Below are 17,314 nucleotides of genomic sequence, written 5' to 3' on the forward strand. Positions count from 1 at the left end.
TCAGTTCTCGTCGAGGTCGGCCCCGGATGGCCGGCCCCCGGACTTCCACGACCAGTCGCGCCAGCGCAGGTCGAAGAGGTCCTTGCGGCGATCCTTGAGATTGGTCACCGAGCCCTCGTTGCGCACCATGGTCAGCCGCGTCAGGTCGAGGTCCGAGAACATGATCATCTCGGTATTGGGAGTGGTCTCGGAGAGCACGGCGTCGTGGGGGAAGGCGAAGTCCGAGGGCGAGAACACCGACGACTGGGCGTACTGGATCTCCATGTTCTCGATGGAGGGCACGTTGCCGACGCTGCCGCACAGCACCACGTAGCACTCGTTCTCGATGGCCCGGGCCTGGGCGCAGTGGCGTACCCGCAGGTAGCCGTTCTTGGTGTCGGTCCAGAAGGGCACGAAGAGGATGTCCATCTCCTGGTCGGCGAGCAGCCGCGGCAGCTCCGGGAACTCCACGTCGTAGCAGATCAGGATGCCGATGCGCCCGGCGTCGGTGTCGAACACCTGGAGGTCGTCGCCGCCCTCGATCACCCAGTCGCGGCGCTCCTGGGGGGTGATATGCAGCTTGGCCTGGCGCTCCAGGGTGCCATCGCGGTGGCACAGGTAGGCGACGTTGTAGAGGCGGTCGTCCTCGCCCACCTCGATCATGGAGCCGGCGATGATGTTGATGTTGCAGGAGACCGCCATGCGCGAGAGCTCGGTCTTGAAGCGCTCGGTAAAGCTGGCCAGGAAGCGGATGGCGGCCATCTGGTCCTGCTGGGCGGCGCGGTCCTGCAGCCCCATCAGCGGCGCGTTGAAGAGCTCCGGGAAGACCGCGAAGTCGCTCTTGTAGTCGGAGAGGGCGTCGACGAAGTACTCCACCTGCTGCAGCACCGCCTCCACCGAGTCGAACTCGCGCATCTGCCACTGCACGGCGCCGACGCGGACCTGGGTCTTGCGGGTGTCGAGGACCAGCTCGGCGGGCTCGAAGAGGAAGTTGTTCCACTCCAGCAGGGTGGCGTAGCCCTGGGATTTCTCGTCCTCGGGGAGGTAGTCGCGCAGCAGGCGCTTGACCTGGAAGTCGTTGGCCAGCTGGAAGGAGAGAATGGGGTCGTGGATCTCCTTGCGCGCCACCCGGTCGATGTACTGGGTGGGGGTGAGCTCATCGGCGTGCTGGTGATACTGGGGGATGCGCCCGCCGGCCAGGATCGCGCGCAGGTTGAGCGAGCGGCACAGTTCCTTGCGCGCGTCGTAGAGGCGCCGCCCCAGGCGGTAGCCGCGGTAGTCGGGGTGGATCAGCACATCCAGCCCGTACATGGCGTCGCCCTCGGGGGCGTCGAGGATCACCTCGCGCTTGCCGATCAGGTCGTCGTACTTGTGCGGGTTGGTGAACTCGTCGTAGTCGACCCGCACGGTCAGGGCGATGCCCACCAGGCGACCGTCATCCTCGATGACTACCTGACCGTCGGGGAAGGACTCGATCAGCTTCTCGATGGTGTGCCGCGACCAGGCGCCGCCGATGTCGTGGTAGACGGCATCCATCAGCGACTCGAGCTGGGGGTAGTCGTCGAGCGCCAGGTTGCGAAGCGTGAGGTGCAGGTCGTCGAGGGACATGGTGCATCCTTCTGATCGGGGAGCTGAGCGAAGAGTCTAGCACGGGCCGTCGGCGTCACGGCTGGCTCGGGGGCTGGCCAGCGGCCGGGTCAGGGTCTGGGCCATGATCACGCCGGCCAGTATCAGCGCGCCGCCCAGGAAGTGGAACAGCGCGATGTGCTCGCCCAGGGCGAACATGGCGATGATGGCGCTGAACAGCGGCATCAGGTTGATGAAGATGCTCGCCTGGCTGGCGCCGATCTGGCGGATCGCCAGCATCCACAGGAAGGTGGTGATGATGGAGGCGGGGATGCCGGCGTAGAGGATCAGGCCGATGTTGCTCGCGTCGACCGGGGTCATGGGGCCCATGAGGTAGGGCGGCAGCAGGAAGAGCACCGCGAAGATCACCTGGGCGTAGAGCAGCACCCAGGGCGGCAGGCCGATGGGCCAGCGCTTGAGCATCACGCCGTAGAGGGCGTAGCAGGTGGCGGCCACCAGCATCAGGGCATCGCCCCTGGCCACCGTCAGTTCCAGCAGCGCGAGCGGGTTGCCGCGCCCCAGCAGTACGCCGACGCCCACCAGCGCCAGGACCCCGCCGGCCACCCCGCCGAGGCTCGGCGGCTCGCGCAGGATCAGGGCGCTGAGCAGCACGGTGAGCAGCGGCACCATGGCGGCCAGGATGCCCATATTGGTGGCGCTGGTGGTCTCGGCGGCCATGTAGGCGAGCCCCTGCCACAGCCCCATGCCGAGCAGGCCCAGGGTGGCGAGCTTCGGCCACTCGCGGCGGATCGTCGCCCGATGTTTCCAGGCCGCCGGGGCCAGGAAGGGGGTGAGTACGGCGAGCGCCAGCACCCAACGCAGGAAGGCGATGCTGCTGGGCGCGATGGCGCCGACGGTGAGCTGGTTGATGGTCATGTTGCCCGACCAGATCAGCACGGCGCCGAGTGGCGCCAGGAAGGCAAGTGGTGACATCCTTATCCTCTTCTCCAACGCAAGGGCCCCCGTGTGGCGGGGGCCCTTAGCTTACTGCAGCGCCTGCGCGGAGGCGATGACTCGTGGCCATGGCCTCAGGCGATGGCGGCCACGCCGGCGCGGGCGATCTGCACGTCCTGGTCGGGCTTGACGCCGGAGATGCCGACGGTGCCGGCGACCTCGCCGTCCACCAGTACCGGTACGCCGCCGGCCAGCAGCGACTGCATGGGCGCGGTGACGAAGGCGGTACGGCCGCCGTTGATCATCTCCTCGAAGGCCTGGGTCTCGCGGCGGCCGATGGCGGCGTTGCGGGCCTTCTGAGCGGCCACCTCGGCGCTGAAGGGCGGTGCGCCGTCCAGGCGGCGCAGGCCGAGCAGGTGGCCGCCGTCGTCGGCCACGGCGATGGTCACGCCCCAGCCGTTGGCCTCGGCCTCCTGCTGGGCGGCATCGAGGATGGCGTTGACGTCGGTCAGGGTCAGGGCGGGCTTGGTCTTCATTAGCGGTCTTCCTCTTTGTGATGTAAAGCTGTTGCAGGGGGAAACAGGCTTGGAGCTGACTCGGCGGCGAGCCTTCGGGGAGGCGCTGTGAATACTTCCCTGTACGCTACCGACGCCTTCCCTGGCGTAGGACCTCCCCTTCGGCTTGCCCCCGACGCTCCTCGCTCGAGTGAGAGGCGGGTGTTACGCGAGTGCCTCATCCACGATCTCGATCCAGTGGCGCACCTCGGTGCGGTTGGCGCCATTGAGGTGAGTCTGGCAGCCGATGTTGGCGGTGACGATCACCTCGGGGTTGCCGGCCTCGAGGTTGTCGAGCTTGTTGTCGCGCAGCTGCTTGGAGAGCTCCGGCTGGGTGATGGAGTAGGTGCCCGCCGAGCCGCAGCAGAGGTGGGCGTCGGCCACCGGGGTCAGCGCGAAGCCGAGCCGGGTCAGCACGCTTTCCACGGCACCGCCGAGTTTCTGGGCGTGCTGCAGGGTGCAGGGGCAGTGGAAGGCGAGCCGGCGGCCCTGTTTCACCTCGAGGCCGTCCAGGGCCTCGTCGCGCAGCACCTCGACCAGGTCCTTCGCCAGCTCGCTCACCCGGGCGGCCTTGTCGGCGTAGTCGGGGTCATGGGCGAGGATCTCGGCGTACTCCTTGACGAAGGCGCCGCAGCCGCTGGCGGTCTGCACGATGGCTTCCACCCCGGCCTCACCGTCTTTCTCGATATGCGGCCACCAGGCGTCGATATTGGCCCGTGCCCGGGCGCGCCCGTCGTCCTGGGCGTTGAGATGGAACTCCAGCGCGCCGCAGCAGCCGGCCTCGGCCACCGGGGTCAGGCCGATGCCCAGGCGGTCGAGCACCCGGGCGGTGGCGGCGTTGGTATTGGGCGAGAGGCCCGGCTGCACGCAGCCCTCCAGGATCAGCATCCGGCGGGTGTGGCGGCTGCCCTCGGGGCGCTGGCCGGCATCCACCGGGGCGGGAGGCATCTTGTCCCTGAGCACGCCCGGCACCAGCGGTCTGAAGGTGAGGCCCAGCTTGAGCAGCGCCTGGAAGCGCTGCGGCTCCACCAGCGCCTTGCGCAGGCCATAGCGCAGCGCGCGTTCGGCGGGCTTGCGTGGCACCCGGCGCTCGACCTCGGCGCGACCGATGTTGATCAGCTTGTGGTACTCCACCCCCGAGGGGCAGGTGGTCTCGCAGTTGAGGCAGGTGAGGCAGCGGTCGAGGTGGAGCCGGGTCTCCTCGGTGACCTTGTCGCTGCCCTCGGGGGCCTCGAGCATCTCCTTGATCAGGTAGATGCGCCCGCGGGGGCCGTCGCGCTCGTCTCCCAGCAGCTGGTAGGTGGGGCAGGTGGCGTTGCAGAAACCGCAGTGCACGCAGGTGCGCAGCACCCGATCTGCCTCGCGGATATGCGGCTTCTGGAGGTCTTCGGCGGTGAAGTGCGTCTGCATGGTGGCGTCTCCCCGTGTCTCAGAATGCCGCGTAGAGCCGGCCGGGGTTGAAGATCCCCTGGGGGTCCAGCTGGGCCTTTAGGTTGCGGTGGTACTTCTCGATCACCGGGTCGAGCGGGGTGAAGGGTTCGTCCACCGCCTTGCCGCCGGCGCCTCGCCAGCAGGTGGCGTGGCCGCCGGCCTGGCGCGCCACTGAACGGATCGCCTCGGCGTCGGCGTCGCTGCGCACCCAGCGCTGGCAGCCGGCCCAGTCGTAGAGCACGTCGGTCTCGACGGTCACGCCGGGTACCTCGAGCACCGGGGTGTGGTGGGGCAACGAGAGCCGCCACAGTGCGCGCGGGTCCTCGGCGGCGAAGAAGTCCAGCCGCTGCTCGCGCAGGGCCTCCCAGAAGCCGTCGAGCAGCTCGTCGCCGCCCAGGCGCTCGGCGGTGGCGGCCACCGAGCTGGGGCCGCCCTCCAGGCGCAGGTGCAGGGCGCCGTCGAGCCAGGCGGCGGCGGTGATCGGCAGCGGCTGGCGGCCCCACTCGGCGAGCTTCTCCAGGGCATCCTTCAGCGGCATATCCAGGTGCAGGCTGCGGCTGGCGCCGGGCAGCGGCAGCACCTTCATGGAGACCTCGGTGATCAGCCCCAGGGTGCCCTGGGCGCCCACCATCAGCCGCGAGAGGTCGTAGCCGGCGACGTTCTTCATCACCTGGCCGCCGAAGCGCTGCTCGCTGCCCTGGCGGGTGATGATGCGGGTGCCCAGCACGAAGTCGCGCACGCTGCCGGCCCAGGGGCGTCGCGGGCCGGAGAGGCCGGTGGCGATCATGCCGCCCACCGTGGCGTCGTCGCCGAAGTGGGGCGGCTCGCAGGGCAGCATCTGCCCGTTGGCGGCCAGCGCCGCCTCGAGCTCGCGCAGCGGAGTGCCGGCGCGTACCGAGACGATCAGTTCCACCGGGTCGTACTCGGTAATGCCGCGGTGCTCGCGGGTGGAGAGGGCCTCGGCCTCGCCGGTGCGGCCCTGAACCTTGCGACCAAAGAAGGCCTTGGTGTCGCCGCCGACCAGGCGCAGCGGGGTGCCCTCGGCCTCGGCGCGGCGGATGCGCTCGGCCAGCGCCTCGCTGGCATCATGGCCGGGAATGTCGTGATGAGGGGTGTCGTGAGTGGTCACCATGTCGTCCTGTCTCTCGGCCGTGGCTCTCAGGCCTGGGTGGGGGCGGGAGCGTCGCCGGCGCTCTTGGTCAGGCGGAACTCGGAGCAGCGCGCCGGCGTGGGAATGTTCTTGCCGGGGTTGAGCAGCCCGTGCGGGTCGAAGGCCGCCTTGGCGGCGCGGAAGGTGACAAGCTCGCCCGGGCTGAACTGCACGCACATCTGGTGGATCTTCTCGCGGCCCACGCCGTGCTCCCCGGTGATGGTGCCACCCACCTCGACGCACAGCTCGAGGATGCGGCTGCCCAGCTCCTCGGCGCGCTCGAATTCACCGGGCTGGTTGGCATCGAAGAGGATCAGCGGGTGCATGTTGCCGTCGCCGGCGTGGAAGACGTTGGCGACGCGCAGGCCATACTCCTCGCCGAGATCGCCGATGCCCTTGAGCACCCGGGCCAGCTCGCGGCGGGGAATGGTGCCGTCCATGCAGTAGTAGTCCGGCGACATGCGCCCCACGGCGGGGAAGGCGTTCTTGCGTCCGGCCCAGAACAGCGCGCGCTCGGCCTCGTCCCGGGCCAGCTGGATATCGGTGGCGCCGGCCTGCTCCAGCACGCGACGCACGGTGGCGCAGTCGTCGTCGACGTCGGCCTCCACGCCGTCCAGCTCGCAGAGCAGGATCGCCTCGGCCTCCACCGGGTAACCGGCGCCGATGAAGTCCTCGGCGGCACGGATCGCCAGGTTGTCCATCATCTCCAGGCCCCCGGGGATGATCCCCGCGGCGATGATGGCCCCCACGGCGTCGCCGGCCTTCTCGATATCATCGAAGCTGGCCATCAGCACCTTGGCGGTCTCGGGCTTGGGCAGCAGCTTGACGGTGATCTCGGTGACCACCCCGAGCATGCCTTCGGATCCGTTGAACAGCGCCAGCAGGTCGAAGCCGGGGGCGTCCAGGGCGTCGGAGCCCAGGGTCATGTGCTCGCCCTCGATGGTGAGAACCTCCACCCTGATGACGTTGTGCACCGTGAGGCCGTACTTGAGGCAGTGCACGCCGCCGGCGTTTTCCGCCACGTTGCCGCCGATGGAGCAGGCGATCTGGGAGGAGGGGTCGGGGGCGTAGTAGAGCCCGTAGGGGCTGGCCGCCTCGGAGATCGCCAGATTGCGCACCCCGGGCTGGACCCGGGCGGTGCGCGCGTCGGGGTCGATCTCGAGGATGCGGCTGAAGCGCGACAGCACCAGCAGCACGCCGTGGGAAAGCGGCATGGCGCCGCCGGAGAGGCCGGTGCCGGCACCCCGGGTCACCACCGGCACGCCCAGGGCATGACAGCGCTTGAGCAGGGTCTCGACCTGCTCGAGGGTCTCGGGCAGCGCCACCAGCATCGGCAGGGCGCGATAGGCGGAGAGGCCGTCGCACTCGAAGGGGCGCAGGTCCTCCTCGCGATGCAGCAGGGTCATGCCGGGCAGGGCCTGGCGCAGGTCGGCGAGGACCTCGGCCTGGGCGATGCGGGGTGGCTCGCCGTCGAGTCGGGCGTCGTACTGGGTGTTCATCGTGGCTCCCCATGCGTCTCGTCAGGGCGGAATGGCCGGGATGGCGTCTCTCGCGTCCGCGGCGCGTCTCTCGGCACACTTCTAGCGTCACATTATCGTGGCAACGCTGGTGGTACTGTCCAGCCTGTGGTGCACTGGTCAGACCAGACATTGGTCTATCCGGAGGATTCCATGTTGTCGACCCCCGATGAACCCTTCAGCGGACAGCGCACCCCGGAAGGGGTGGCCGCGCGCCTCGAGCGGCTGATCCTCGACGGCATCTTCCGCACCGGGCAGCTGCTGCCCTCGGAACGGCGGCTGTGCGAACGGCTGGGGGTATCGCGCGCCTCGCTGCGCGAGGGGCTGCGTATCCTGCGCAGCAAGGGCATCATCGAGACCCGCCAGGGGCGTGGCTCGACGGTGGCCTCGCTGCTGCCCGCGCGGGAGCAGAGCCCGCTGATGCACCTCTTCCGCGATCACCCCCGCACCCTCTTCGACCTGCTCGAGGTGCGTGCCCTGCTCGAGGGAGAGTCGGCACGCCTGGCCGCCAGCCGCGGCAATCCGGCCGATCGGGTGCTGATCACCCGACGCTACCGGGAGATGGCTGACTATGTGGCGAGCGCCGACCCCATCGACGTCGAGCGCCTGGCGCGCCTCGACCACGCCTTCCATCTGGCGATCTCGCAGGCCTCCCACAACCCGGTGCTTGTGCACACCCTGCAGAGCCTCACCGACCTGCTGCTCAGCTCGGTGTTCGCCTCGGTGAAGAACCTCTACCACCGCCCGGAGCCCCGGGAGATGATCAATCGCCAGCACGCCAGGCTTCACGACGCCGTGGTCAAGGGCAAGCCGCAGCTGGCCCAGCGCGTGGCGCTGGAGCACCTCAACGGCCTCGGTGAGGCGCTGCGCGAGATCGAGGCCGAGGACGAGCGCCTGGAGCGCTCGGCGATGCGCCTGGAGGGGTGGGAGTAGCCTGACTTCCTGCCTCTTGTGGCACGCAGCCCTTCCTGACGAGTCGCCTTTCCTGACGCGTAAATGCATCGCCCCCGGCAGGGCCGGGGGCGATGGTATTGCGCGACATGGGCTGGTCGGTCAGCCGAGGCCGAGCAGCGGGTCGCCGATGCCCAGCACATAGAAGGCGACCAGCGCGATGATCCCGGTAAAGACGAGGTAATAGATCGTCGGCAGGATCGTCTTGCGGATGGTCTCGCCCTCGCGGCCGAGCAGACCCACGGTGGCCGAGGCCGCAACCACGTTGTGGATGGCGATCATGTTGCCCGCCGCGGCACCCACGGCCTGCAGTGCCACCATGAAGGCGGTGGAGAGGCCGAGCTGCTGGGCGACGTTGAACTGGAAGTCGGACAGCATCAGGTTGGAGACCGTGTTGGAGCCGGCGATGAAGGCCCCCAGCGCGCCCACGGCCGGGGCGAAGAACGGATAGACCCCGCCCACGCTGTCGGCCACCAGCTGCGCCATGGCCACCGGCATGGAGACCAGGTCGGCGGCGTTGACGCCTGAGTTGATCAGGATCCGCACCATGGGGATGGTGAAGATCAGCACGAAGCCGGCGCCGAAGATGGTGCGGGTGGACTCGCCGAAGGCGGCCTTGAGCTCGCCCAGGCGCATGCGATGGAGCAGGGCGGTGAGCAGCACCACCATCAGCAGGATGCCGCCGGGCAGGTAGAGCGGCTGGATGCTGCCTGAGACGCCCGCCTCGCCGAGGATGTCGCTCCAGCCGAAGGCGAAGGAGGTCAGCGCGTTCTTGAACGGTTCGATGGTACGCGAGGCGACCAGGATCACCGCCAGCAGCACGTAGGGGACCCAGCCCATCAGGGTGGAGATCGGCGACTTGCCGGTGACGTCATCCAGCTTGATCTCGAGCTTGCCGATCCACTGGTCGGGCCAGGAAGAGGCCTCGGGGAAGTCCCAGCTGTCCCTGGGAATCAGGAAGCCGCGGCGGGCGGCGGGCACGACGATGGCCAGGCCGACCATGGCGCCGATCATCGACGGGAATTCCGGCCCCAGCAGCACGCCGGCCAGCATGTAGGGCACCACGAAGCTGACCCCGGCGAAGATCGCGAAGGGCGCGATGGAGAGGCCCTCCTTCCAGGAGCGGTTGGCGCCGAAGAAGCGCACCATGATCACCACCATGATCAGCGGCATCAGGATGCCCACGATGCCGTGGATCACCGCCACCTCGCCGGCGATCAGGCGGAAGTACTCCATCCAGCTCGCGCCGCCGGCCTCCAGGGTCTCGGTGATGCCGATGCGGTCCAGGCCGCCGGAGACGCCCACCACGATCGGCGTGCCCACGGCACCGAAGGAGACCGGGGTGGACTGGATCATCATGCCCACCACCACGGCGGCCAGCGCCGGGAAGCCCAGGGCGACCATCAGCGGGGCGGCCACGGCGGCGGGAGTGCCGAAGCCGGAGGCGCCCTCGATGAAGCAGCCGAACAGCCAGGCGACGATGATCGCCTGGACGCGGCGGTCCGGGCTGATCCCGGAGAAGCCGTTGCGAATGGCCTTGATGCCGCCGGAGTGCTTCAGGGTGTTGAGCAGCAGGATGGCCCCGAAGATGATCCACAGGATCGATACCGTGAGGATCAGGCCCTGGAGGGTGGAGGCCAGCACGCGGGTGGCGCTCATCTCCCAGGCGAACAGGCCGATGATGGCGGTGACCACGAAGACGATCGGCATGGCGGTCCTGGCCGCCATGCGCAGACCGATCAGCAGTACACCGGCAAGCACCAGGGGCACGAAGGCCAGCAGTGCAAGGAGGGTGTCATTCATGGAGCGGGTATCCTCGATCAGCAGTCAGCGTTGTTTCCGGCCGGCACAGCGCCGGCCGGGGGTGTTGGTCAGCGGGACCTTAAGGCCTGGTCGGCGCGCTTTCCATAGTTGGGAAATTGGTATGACCAAATTTTGACGACCGCTGAGGGAGCCAACATGGCACCTAACCATTTGTCGAGCCTGGAGAAAGGTCGTGGTGCCGGCGGGTCGGCGGGGGGCGCACGTCGATGATTGTTAGACTAATGGACAGGTGGCGGCCGCTATTGGCGGCCATGGCAATCGCTGCCAGACTGCATCGGTACCACACCGATCATCACGTGAACGAGGAGATGGCATGACGCGAGTGCTCTATGACCTGTGCGGCGTCGACGAGGGACTGCGTTTCTCGCCCTACTGCTGGCGCGTGCGCTACGCCCTGGCCCACAAGGGGCTCGAGGTTCAGACCCGCCCCTGGCGCTTCACCGACAAGGCGGCGCTGGCCTTCGCCGACCATGACAAGGTGCCGGTGCTGGTGGACGGCGAGACCGTGGTGACCGACAGCTACGAGATCATGCGCTATCTGGATCGGGCCTACCCCGAGGCGCCGCTGCTGGGCGACGACCTGGCCGAGGGGCGAGCGAGTTTCTTCCGCCACTATGCCGAGCGCACCCTGGCGCCGGCCATCATGCGGACCATCATCATGGACCTGTTCAACGCCATCCACCCCGACGACCGGGCCTACTTCCGCGAGAGCCGCGAGAAGCGCTTCGGCCGCACCCTGGAGGAGTTCCACTCGCCGGCGAAGGGGCTCACCCAGCTGGATGCCGGCCTCGAGCCGCTGCGCGGCCGGCTCAAGGAGGCGGACTACCTGGATGGCGACGCCCCGGCGGGGGCCGACTACCTCGTCTTCGGTTGCTTCATGTGGGCGCGCTGTGTCTCCAGTGCCGACCTGGTCTCCAATGCCGACCCGGTCCACGCCTGGATCGAGCGCATGCTCGACCGGCACGACGGGCTGGGGCGAAAGGCGATGCGCATCACCGACCTCGAGGGGGCCTATCGCTGAGGGGGCGGCAGGGAAAGTTCGATGTTGCAATGCACAAAAGTGCCTGCTATGTTGCATTGCAACACAGGACATGTCGTCCTGTTCGGCCCCAGAGACGGAGGTGTTCCATGACCACCAAGGCAACCCAGCAGAAAGCGACCGAGCAGTTCGAAGGGCTCTTCGTCGAGCCCGCCCGCGCCTATGGTTCGCTGGCACTCGAGTACACCGAGAAGCTTGTCGGTGCCCAGTTCGACGCCGCGCGTCGCTACACCGACCTGAGCCTGGCCCAGGCCCGCACCTGGATCGCGGTGCGCGATGCCGACGGCTTCAAGCAGGCCTTCGAGGGTCAGCAGAAGGCCGCCCAGGACCTCGGTGACCACGTCAAGGCCGACGTGGAGACGCTCTCTACCCTCAACCAGGACTACCTGCAGAAGGGTCAGAAGCTGGTCGAGGAGAGCCTGAAGGCCGTCGGCACCAAGTAAGCCTGACGCCTTTTCGGGTAGTGACAGCGGGCCGCCCCTCGGGGCGGCCCGCTGTCGTTGGGCGCCCTACCCGGTCGGGCGGCCGTCGCGACCCGCCTCGAGCAGCGCCACCACCTGGTCATCGCTGACCTGGTCGAAGTCGGCGAAGAACCGTCCCACGGAACCGAAGCGTTCGGGCACCTCGCCGCAGACCACCTCGTCGGCCAGCGTCTCCAGGCGCGCCAGGGTGTCAGGGGGCGCAACCCCCAGCGCGGCGACCAGGCGTGCGGGCCCGCGCTGGCGCAATGTGGCCAGTGCCGCGGCCATGGTCGCCCCGGTGGCGCTGCCGTCGTCCACCACCACCACGATGCGCCCGGCCGGGTCGATCGGAGAGCGCACCGGCGTATAGCGCCGACGGCGCTCCTCGATCAGCTCCCGTTGCCTCTCCACCTCCCGGGCAATCCAGTCGTCGCGGTACTCCCTTGCCGTCTCCTCCATGTGCACGCTGCCATCCTCGCTCACCGCGCCGATGGCGTACTCCGGGTTGCCGGGGGCGCCGATCTTGCGCACCAGCACCACGTCCAGCTCGCCCTCGAGGGCGTCGGCGATCACCCGGCCCATGGGTACCCCGCCGCGGGGGATGGCCAGTACCAATGGGTGTTCTCCCTTGAGGTGGGCAAGGGCCGCGGCGAGCCCTTCGGCCGCGGCGTGACGGTTGCGGAACATGCGGGATCTCCTTAGGCGCCTTTCTCTCTTCTTCAGTCTAGAAGAGAGGGCGCTTCCCCTCGACGCGTCTGCCTTGGTGGCGTCCGCGTCCGGCGGAGGTGTCGAGCAGTGAAAGAAAATGGAATGGTTTTCCGAACATGGTTTGTTGGGCTATTGTGTACACAGCGAGTCCGCTCGCTTGTATCCAATAAACACAACAAGCGGAGATCTCTTCCATGCGAGAGCCCACCCCAAAGCGGTGCCTTGGCGTCGTCCTGCTGCTCGGCGGCCTGGTCGCCGGCAGCGCCCAGGCGGCAACCTGGAGCGACACCTTCCTCGGCTACCGCTACGGCACCCAGTTCACCGAGCCCGGCAATCCACAGGATATCGAGAAGCACGTACTGCAGTTCACCCATGTGAGCGGCTACGCCCTGGGCCAGCATTTCCTCAATCTGGACCTGCTGCAGTCGGACAGCGCCGACCCGGCCAGCGGCGGAGATACCGGCGCCACCGAGGCCTACCTGACCTACCGTCACCAGTTGCACCTCGGCAAGCTGACCGGTGAGCCGATGGCGTTCGGACCGGTCAAGGAGGTGGCGCTGACCGGCGGCTTCGACCTCAACACCAAGAACACCGCGTTTGCGCCGCGCAAGCGCCTGCTGGTGGCGGGGCCGACGCTCAAGTTCGACGTACCCCAGGGCTTCGTCGACATCAGCCTCTTCTATGCTCACGAATGGAACCACTGCGGGGCGGGCTTCTGCGACGTCAACGAGGTCGAGTTCGACCCCTATTACCAGCTCAACCTGGCCTGGGGGGTGCCCTTCGAGGTCGGCGCCGCGGGTCTCAAGTTCCAGGGGTTCTACAACTACAACGGCGAGAAGGGCGAGGACTATCAGGGCATCGACACCGAGCCCGAGCAGCTGATGCGCACCTCGCTGATGCTCGATGTGGGCCAGCTGGCCTGGGGCGGGGAGAACCAGTTGTGGGCCGGTGTCGGCTACGAGTACTGGCGCAACAAGTTCGGTAACCACGGCAAGCCTGGCGTGGACACCGACGCGCCGACCCTGCAGCTCGAGTGGCACTTCTGAACGCCGTCAGGCGACATTGATGTATACAACTTTATATTTAATCGACGACAGATTAATGGTCATCGATGTCGACATGCGGTATCCATGGACGACGGACAATAACAGCCCCCGGATAGCCCCATCATGAAAAACAAGACTCGCAACACCTCGCTGTTCGATTTCGACGGGCGGCCGCCGGTCTACAAGGCCCTGCCCATCTCGTTGCAGCACGTGCTGGCGATGATCGCCGGCGTGATCACGCCCCCCATCATCATCGCCGGTGTGGTCGGCTCGACGCCCCAGGAGAAGCTGCTGCTGATCCAGGTGGCGGTGCTCGCCTCGGGCGTCTGTACCCTGTTCCACCTCTATGGCGTCTGGAAGTTCGGCGCGCGCCTGCCGGCGATCTTCGGCGTCGGCTTCGCCTATGTGCCGACCCTGATCGCCGTGGGCGGACAGTTCGGCATCGAGGGGATCCTCGGTGCCCAGCTGATCGGCGGCATCACCATGATGGTGGTCGGCTACTTCATCCAGTATATCCGCCACCTCTTTCCGCCCATCGTGGCGGGCACCGTGGTGCTGGTGATCGGCCTCTCGCTCTACGACATCGCCATCCGCTACATGGCGGGCAGCGGCAACGTCAACGCCGAGGGCTTCGGTGACCCCGCCAACTGGATGGTGGGCATCATCACCCTGCTGGCAGTTCTCGGCGCCTCCCAGTTCGGCCGCGGCGTGGTGCGGCTCTCGGCGATCATCGTCGGTATCCTGGTCGGCTACGCGGTGGCATTGCCGATGGGCATGGTCGACTTCAGTTCGGTGGCCGAGGCGAGCTGGCTGGCGGTGCCGCGGTTCATGCCCTTCGAGCTGGAGTTCCACTCCGCGGCGATCGTCTCCATGGTGGTGATCTGCGTGATCAACTCGGTGCAGACCATCGGCGATCTCTCCGCCACCAGCGTGGCGGGCATGAATCGCGAGCTGAAGACCCGCGAGCTCACCGGCGGCCTGCTCGGCAACGGCCTGACCACCGCGGTGAGCGCGCTGTTCGCGGCGCTGCCCACCTCCACCTTCAGCCAGAACGTGGGCATCGTGGCCATGACCAAGGTGATCAGCCGCTCGGTGCTGGCCATCGCCGGTGTGTTCATGCTGCTGGCCGGGCTGAGTCCCAAGTTCAGCGCCATCATGACCACCATTCCCTACCCGGTGCTGGGCGGTTCCACCATCACGGTGTTCGGGATGATCACCATGACCGGCATCCAGCTGCTCATCAAGGACGAGCTCTCGGCCCGCAACGTCACCATCGTCGGCCTCTCCCTGGCACTGGCGCTGGGCATCTCCCAGGTGCCGTCGGCCATCGAGCAGTTCCCCGAGATGCTGCAGAACGTCATCGGCGGCGCGCCCATCGTGGTGGCGGCGATCACCTCCTTCGTGCTCAACCTGGTGCTGCCGCATCGCTCCCTGGCCGACGAGCGGCGCGAACGCGAGGAGATCGCCCGTGCCGACGCCGAGGCCGCGGGCCAGGACCCGGATGCCCAGCCGGTCCCCGAGGCGGACAGCCGCGGCACGGATGGCACCGAGGGCACGCCCCAGGCCTGCCGCTGACCCCGCGTCTGGTCCCGCAGCCGGGTCTCGACAGAGGCCGCCGCCCGGCCCGATGCCGGGCGGCGGCGTTTCGCCGGCTCGGCCGACGACGCCAGCTTTCATGACACCGACGACAAGCGGGGCGCCGGTTATCCGGCGCCCCGCTAATGGGATATGGGGGGCAGGTGTGCCCCCCTGTTGATGTCACTGCCCGGCGTCGGCCCTGGCCTCCAGGCGAAAGCGGGCGATGCGGTTGATCTGCGCCACCGCGGTGCGGCGTTCCTCGGCGGGGTTGTTCTCCAGGCGTGTCTCGAAGGCGTCGAGGATGGCGTAGCGGTCGCTGCCCTTGACCGCCATCACGAAGGGGAAGCCGAACTTCGCCTTGTAGGCCTCGTTGAGCCGCTCGAAGCGGGCCATCTCCTCCGGGGAGCACTGGTCGAGGCCGGCGCCGGCCTGCTCGCGGGTAGAGTCGTCGGTGAGCTCCCCGGCGATGGCGGCCTTGCCGGCGAGATCCGGGTGGGCGCGGATCACCTCCAGCTGGCGCTCGGCGGGGGCGGCGGCGAGTACCTCGCCCATCGCCCCGGCGAGTCCCTCGGGGGTGTCCTGTGCCGCCGTGAGACCCTTCTCCCAGGTCAGCTCGGCGACCCAGGGGGAGTGCTCGTAGATCTCGCCGTAGGCGGCCACGAAGGCGGCCTGGTCCAGCTGGCTGGGGCGTGGGCTCAGGGTCCTGTCGCTCATGGTGATGCTCCTTCAGGGGGTGGTCGGGTAGTTCTGGCGAATGCTCCGAATAAATGTATACAAAAAATGTTTTGAAATGTACTGCAAAAATGTCTAAAACTGTTTTCACAGAGTGAGGGTAGCCTCGGGCACCTGCACCGACAAGCGAAACCCGGTTCGTTCATGACCATCCATCCTGCTACACGAGGAGCACCCATCATGGGACGCCTGACCACCCACGTACTCGACACTGCTCAGGGTCGCCCGGGAGAGGGCATCCGCATCGAGGTCTATCGCCTGGAGGGCGAGAGCCGCACCCGCCTGAAGGAGGTGGTGACCAACGACGACGGGCGCTGTGACGCGCCGATCCTCGAGGGCGAGGCCTTCGCTGCCGGCCAGTACGAACTGGTCTTCCATGCCGGGGACTACCTGCGTGCCCAGGGTGTCGAGGCCGAGGAGCCGCGTTTCCTGGACGTGATCCCGCTGCGCTTCGGCGTGGCCGATGCCGGCGCGCACTACCATGTGCCGCTGCTGCTCTCGCCCTATGGCTACTCCACCTACCGCGGAAGCTGAGGGGCTGCCCCCGCCGAGATGCCCATAACAAGACGCTAGACGAGGCCCCCCTATGCAAGCCTATCTGCTGGATTTCGGAAACTTCATGCTGCGCTGGCTGCACGTCATCGCGGCCATTGCCTGGATCGGCGAATCCATCTACTTCGTGATGCTGGACAACGGCCTGCGCACGCCGAAGGCCGCCGAGGACCGCGACAAGGGCGTGTTCGGCGAGATGTGGGCGGTGCACGGCGGCGGCTTCTACCACAACCAGAAGTACGCCACGGCGCCGGCCAAGCTGCCCGAGGACCTGCACTGGTCGTTCTGGAAGGCCTACACCACCTGGCTGTCGGGCTTTGCGCTGTTCATCCTGCTCTATATGGCCAACCCCAGCTTCTACCTGGTCAACCCCAATGCCAGCTGGGCGTGGGCCGCCAACATGAGCGGCTGGCAGGCCAACGTGGTGGCGCTGCTGTTCCTGCTCGGCGGCTGGGTGGTCTACAACGAGCTGTGCAAGCGCATCAGCCCGAACATGACCCGCGACGGCCTGCTCAGCGTCGCGGTGGCGGTGATGATGGTGGTGGTCTCCTACCTGAGCACCCAGATCTTTTCCGGCCGCGCGGCCTTCCTGCTCACCGGCGCAGTGATGGCCACCGCCATGTCGGCCAACGTCTTCTTCTGGATCATTCCGGGGCAGCGCCGCATGGTGAAGGCCATGAAGGCGGGCGAGGCCCCCAACCCGCTGGATGGCAAGCGCGGCAAGCAGCGCTCGGTACACAACACCTACTTCACCCTGCCGGTGGTGCTGCTGATGATCAGCAACCACTACTCCTTCGCCTACTCCCACGAGCAGGCCTGGGTGATCATGTCGCTGTTCATCTTCGCCGGCGCGCTGATCCGCCAGTTCTTCGTCTTGATGCACGCCGGCAGGATCCAGCCCGCCTACCCGGTGGCCGGCACCGCGCTGATCGCGGTGGCCTTCTGGGTCGCCATGCCCAGCGTCGGTGGCAACGCCGGCCAGGCCCAGGCGTCGGTGTCCGTGGGCATGGCCGAGGTGCAGCCGATCATCGAGACCCGTTGTGCCGCCTGCCATGCCAGCGAACCTAGTCAACCTGGCTTCAATGCACCCCCCGCAGGGCTTGCCTACGATACCCATGCGCAGATCCTGCAGCAGCGAGACAAGATTCGTGAGGTGGTGGCCAGTGGCTACATGCCACTGGGCAATATCACCGGCATGACCGAGGAGGAGCGCGAGACCATTGCCGCCTGGTCGGAATGATCCCTGAGTCACCCGCATGATGACTCCCTTGA

At 67.7% G+C, this 17,314-nt stretch carries 16 protein-coding genes; 7 read left to right on the top strand and 9 right to left on the bottom strand.

Annotation, left to right across the window (positions count from 1 at the left end; genetic code table 11):
* The 6 genes from RAN53_RS01190 to glcD all read right to left on the bottom strand — a co-directional run bounded on the left by RAN53_RS01190 (nt 1) and on the right by glcD (nt 7,133).
* The gene (locus RAN53_RS01190) at nt 1-1,587 is read right to left on the bottom strand and encodes a bifunctional GNAT family N-acetyltransferase/carbon-nitrogen hydrolase family protein (protein ID WP_305794991.1); all 1,587 of its coding nucleotides are present in this window, start codon (nt 1,585-1,587) and stop codon (nt 1-3) included.
* 36 nt (nt 1,588-1,623) lie between these two features.
* Nucleotides 1,624-2,538, bottom strand: a complete 915-nt coding sequence (locus tag RAN53_RS01195; protein ID WP_305794992.1) for a DMT family transporter — start codon at nt 2,536-2,538, stop codon at nt 1,624-1,626.
* A 95-nt stretch (nt 2,539-2,633) separates the two neighbouring features.
* Nucleotides 2,634-3,035: a GlcG/HbpS family heme-binding protein gene (locus tag RAN53_RS01200; RefSeq protein WP_305794993.1), complete on the bottom strand. Its 402-nt coding sequence runs from the start codon at nt 3,033-3,035 to the stop codon at nt 2,634-2,636.
* 183 nt (nt 3,036-3,218) lie between these two features.
* A complete protein-coding gene (gene glcF / locus RAN53_RS01205) occupies nt 3,219-4,463 on the bottom strand; it encodes a glycolate oxidase subunit GlcF (protein WP_305794994.1) in 1,245 nt (414 codons plus the stop codon).
* A 19-nt stretch (nt 4,464-4,482) separates the two neighbouring features.
* Nucleotides 4,483-5,616, bottom strand: coding sequence for a glycolate oxidase subunit GlcE (gene glcE, locus RAN53_RS01210; protein WP_305794995.1), 1,134 nt, complete (start codon nt 5,614-5,616; stop codon nt 4,483-4,485).
* A 26-nt stretch (nt 5,617-5,642) separates the two neighbouring features.
* Complete coding sequence (gene glcD / locus RAN53_RS01215; RefSeq protein ID WP_305794996.1) at nt 5,643-7,133, bottom strand: glycolate oxidase subunit GlcD; 1,491 nt, start codon at nt 7,131-7,133, stop codon at nt 5,643-5,645.
* A gap of 171 nt (nt 7,134-7,304) precedes the next feature.
* Here glcD and glcC point away from each other — a divergent pair, with 171 nt between their 5' ends.
* Entirely contained in the window at nt 7,305-8,084 is a 780-nt protein-coding gene (glcC, locus tag RAN53_RS01220) for a transcriptional regulator GlcC (RefSeq protein WP_161430805.1), read from the top strand.
* Nucleotides 8,085-8,204: 120 nt separating this feature from the next.
* On the opposite strand, the gene RAN53_RS01225 is transcribed toward glcC, so the two are convergent.
* Nucleotides 8,205-9,905, bottom strand: coding sequence for an L-lactate permease (locus tag RAN53_RS01225; RefSeq protein ID WP_305794997.1), 1,701 nt, complete (start codon nt 9,903-9,905; stop codon nt 8,205-8,207).
* Between the two features lie 334 nt (nt 9,906-10,239).
* Here RAN53_RS01225 and RAN53_RS01230 point away from each other — a divergent pair, with 334 nt between their 5' ends.
* Nucleotides 10,240-10,947, top strand: coding sequence for a glutathione S-transferase family protein (locus RAN53_RS01230; protein ID WP_305794998.1), 708 nt, complete (start codon nt 10,240-10,242; stop codon nt 10,945-10,947).
* 107 nt (nt 10,948-11,054) lie between these two features.
* On the top strand, nt 11,055-11,408 hold the full coding sequence (locus tag RAN53_RS01235; RefSeq protein WP_305794999.1) for a phasin family protein: 354 nt from the start codon (nt 11,055-11,057) through the stop codon (nt 11,406-11,408).
* 66 nt (nt 11,409-11,474) lie between these two features.
* Here the strand turns inward: RAN53_RS01235 and RAN53_RS01240 are convergent, their stop codons facing one another.
* Nucleotides 11,475-12,113: a phosphoribosyltransferase gene (locus RAN53_RS01240; RefSeq protein WP_305795000.1), complete on the bottom strand. Its 639-nt coding sequence runs from the start codon at nt 12,111-12,113 to the stop codon at nt 11,475-11,477.
* Nucleotides 12,114-12,328: 215 nt separating this feature from the next.
* Between RAN53_RS01240 and RAN53_RS01245 the strand changes: the two genes are divergently transcribed.
* Nucleotides 12,329-13,180 carry an outer membrane protein OmpK gene (locus RAN53_RS01245; RefSeq protein ID WP_305795001.1) on the top strand — a complete coding sequence of 284 codons (852 nt, stop codon included), beginning with the start codon at nt 12,329-12,331 and terminating at the stop codon, nt 13,178-13,180.
* Nucleotides 13,181-13,303: 123 nt separating this feature from the next.
* Nucleotides 13,304-14,755: a uracil-xanthine permease family protein gene (locus RAN53_RS01250; RefSeq protein ID WP_305795002.1), complete on the top strand. Its 1,452-nt coding sequence runs from the start codon at nt 13,304-13,306 to the stop codon at nt 14,753-14,755.
* A 183-nt stretch (nt 14,756-14,938) separates the two neighbouring features.
* On the opposite strand, the gene uraD is transcribed toward RAN53_RS01250, so the two are convergent.
* On the bottom strand, nt 14,939-15,472 hold the full coding sequence (gene uraD, locus RAN53_RS01255; protein ID WP_305795003.1) for a 2-oxo-4-hydroxy-4-carboxy-5-ureidoimidazoline decarboxylase: 534 nt from the start codon (nt 15,470-15,472) through the stop codon (nt 14,939-14,941).
* 198 nt (nt 15,473-15,670) lie between these two features.
* On the opposite strand from uraD, the gene uraH reads away from it, so the two are divergent.
* Together uraH and RAN53_RS01265 are read left to right on the top strand one after the other, a co-directional pair.
* Entirely contained in the window at nt 15,671-16,024 is a 354-nt protein-coding gene (gene uraH, locus RAN53_RS01260) for a hydroxyisourate hydrolase (protein ID WP_023007285.1), read from the top strand.
* A 52-nt stretch (nt 16,025-16,076) separates the two neighbouring features.
* Nucleotides 16,077-17,282 (top strand): urate hydroxylase PuuD, encoded by a 1,206-nt coding sequence (locus RAN53_RS01265; RefSeq protein ID WP_305795004.1) that lies wholly within the window; start codon nt 16,077-16,079, stop codon nt 17,280-17,282.
* Nucleotides 17,283-17,314 lie beyond the last annotated feature (32 nt).

The sequence above is a fragment of the Halomonas sp. SSL-5 genome (assembly GCF_030708455.1).
Classification (GTDB): Bacteria; Pseudomonadota; Gammaproteobacteria; order Pseudomonadales; family Halomonadaceae; genus Halomonas.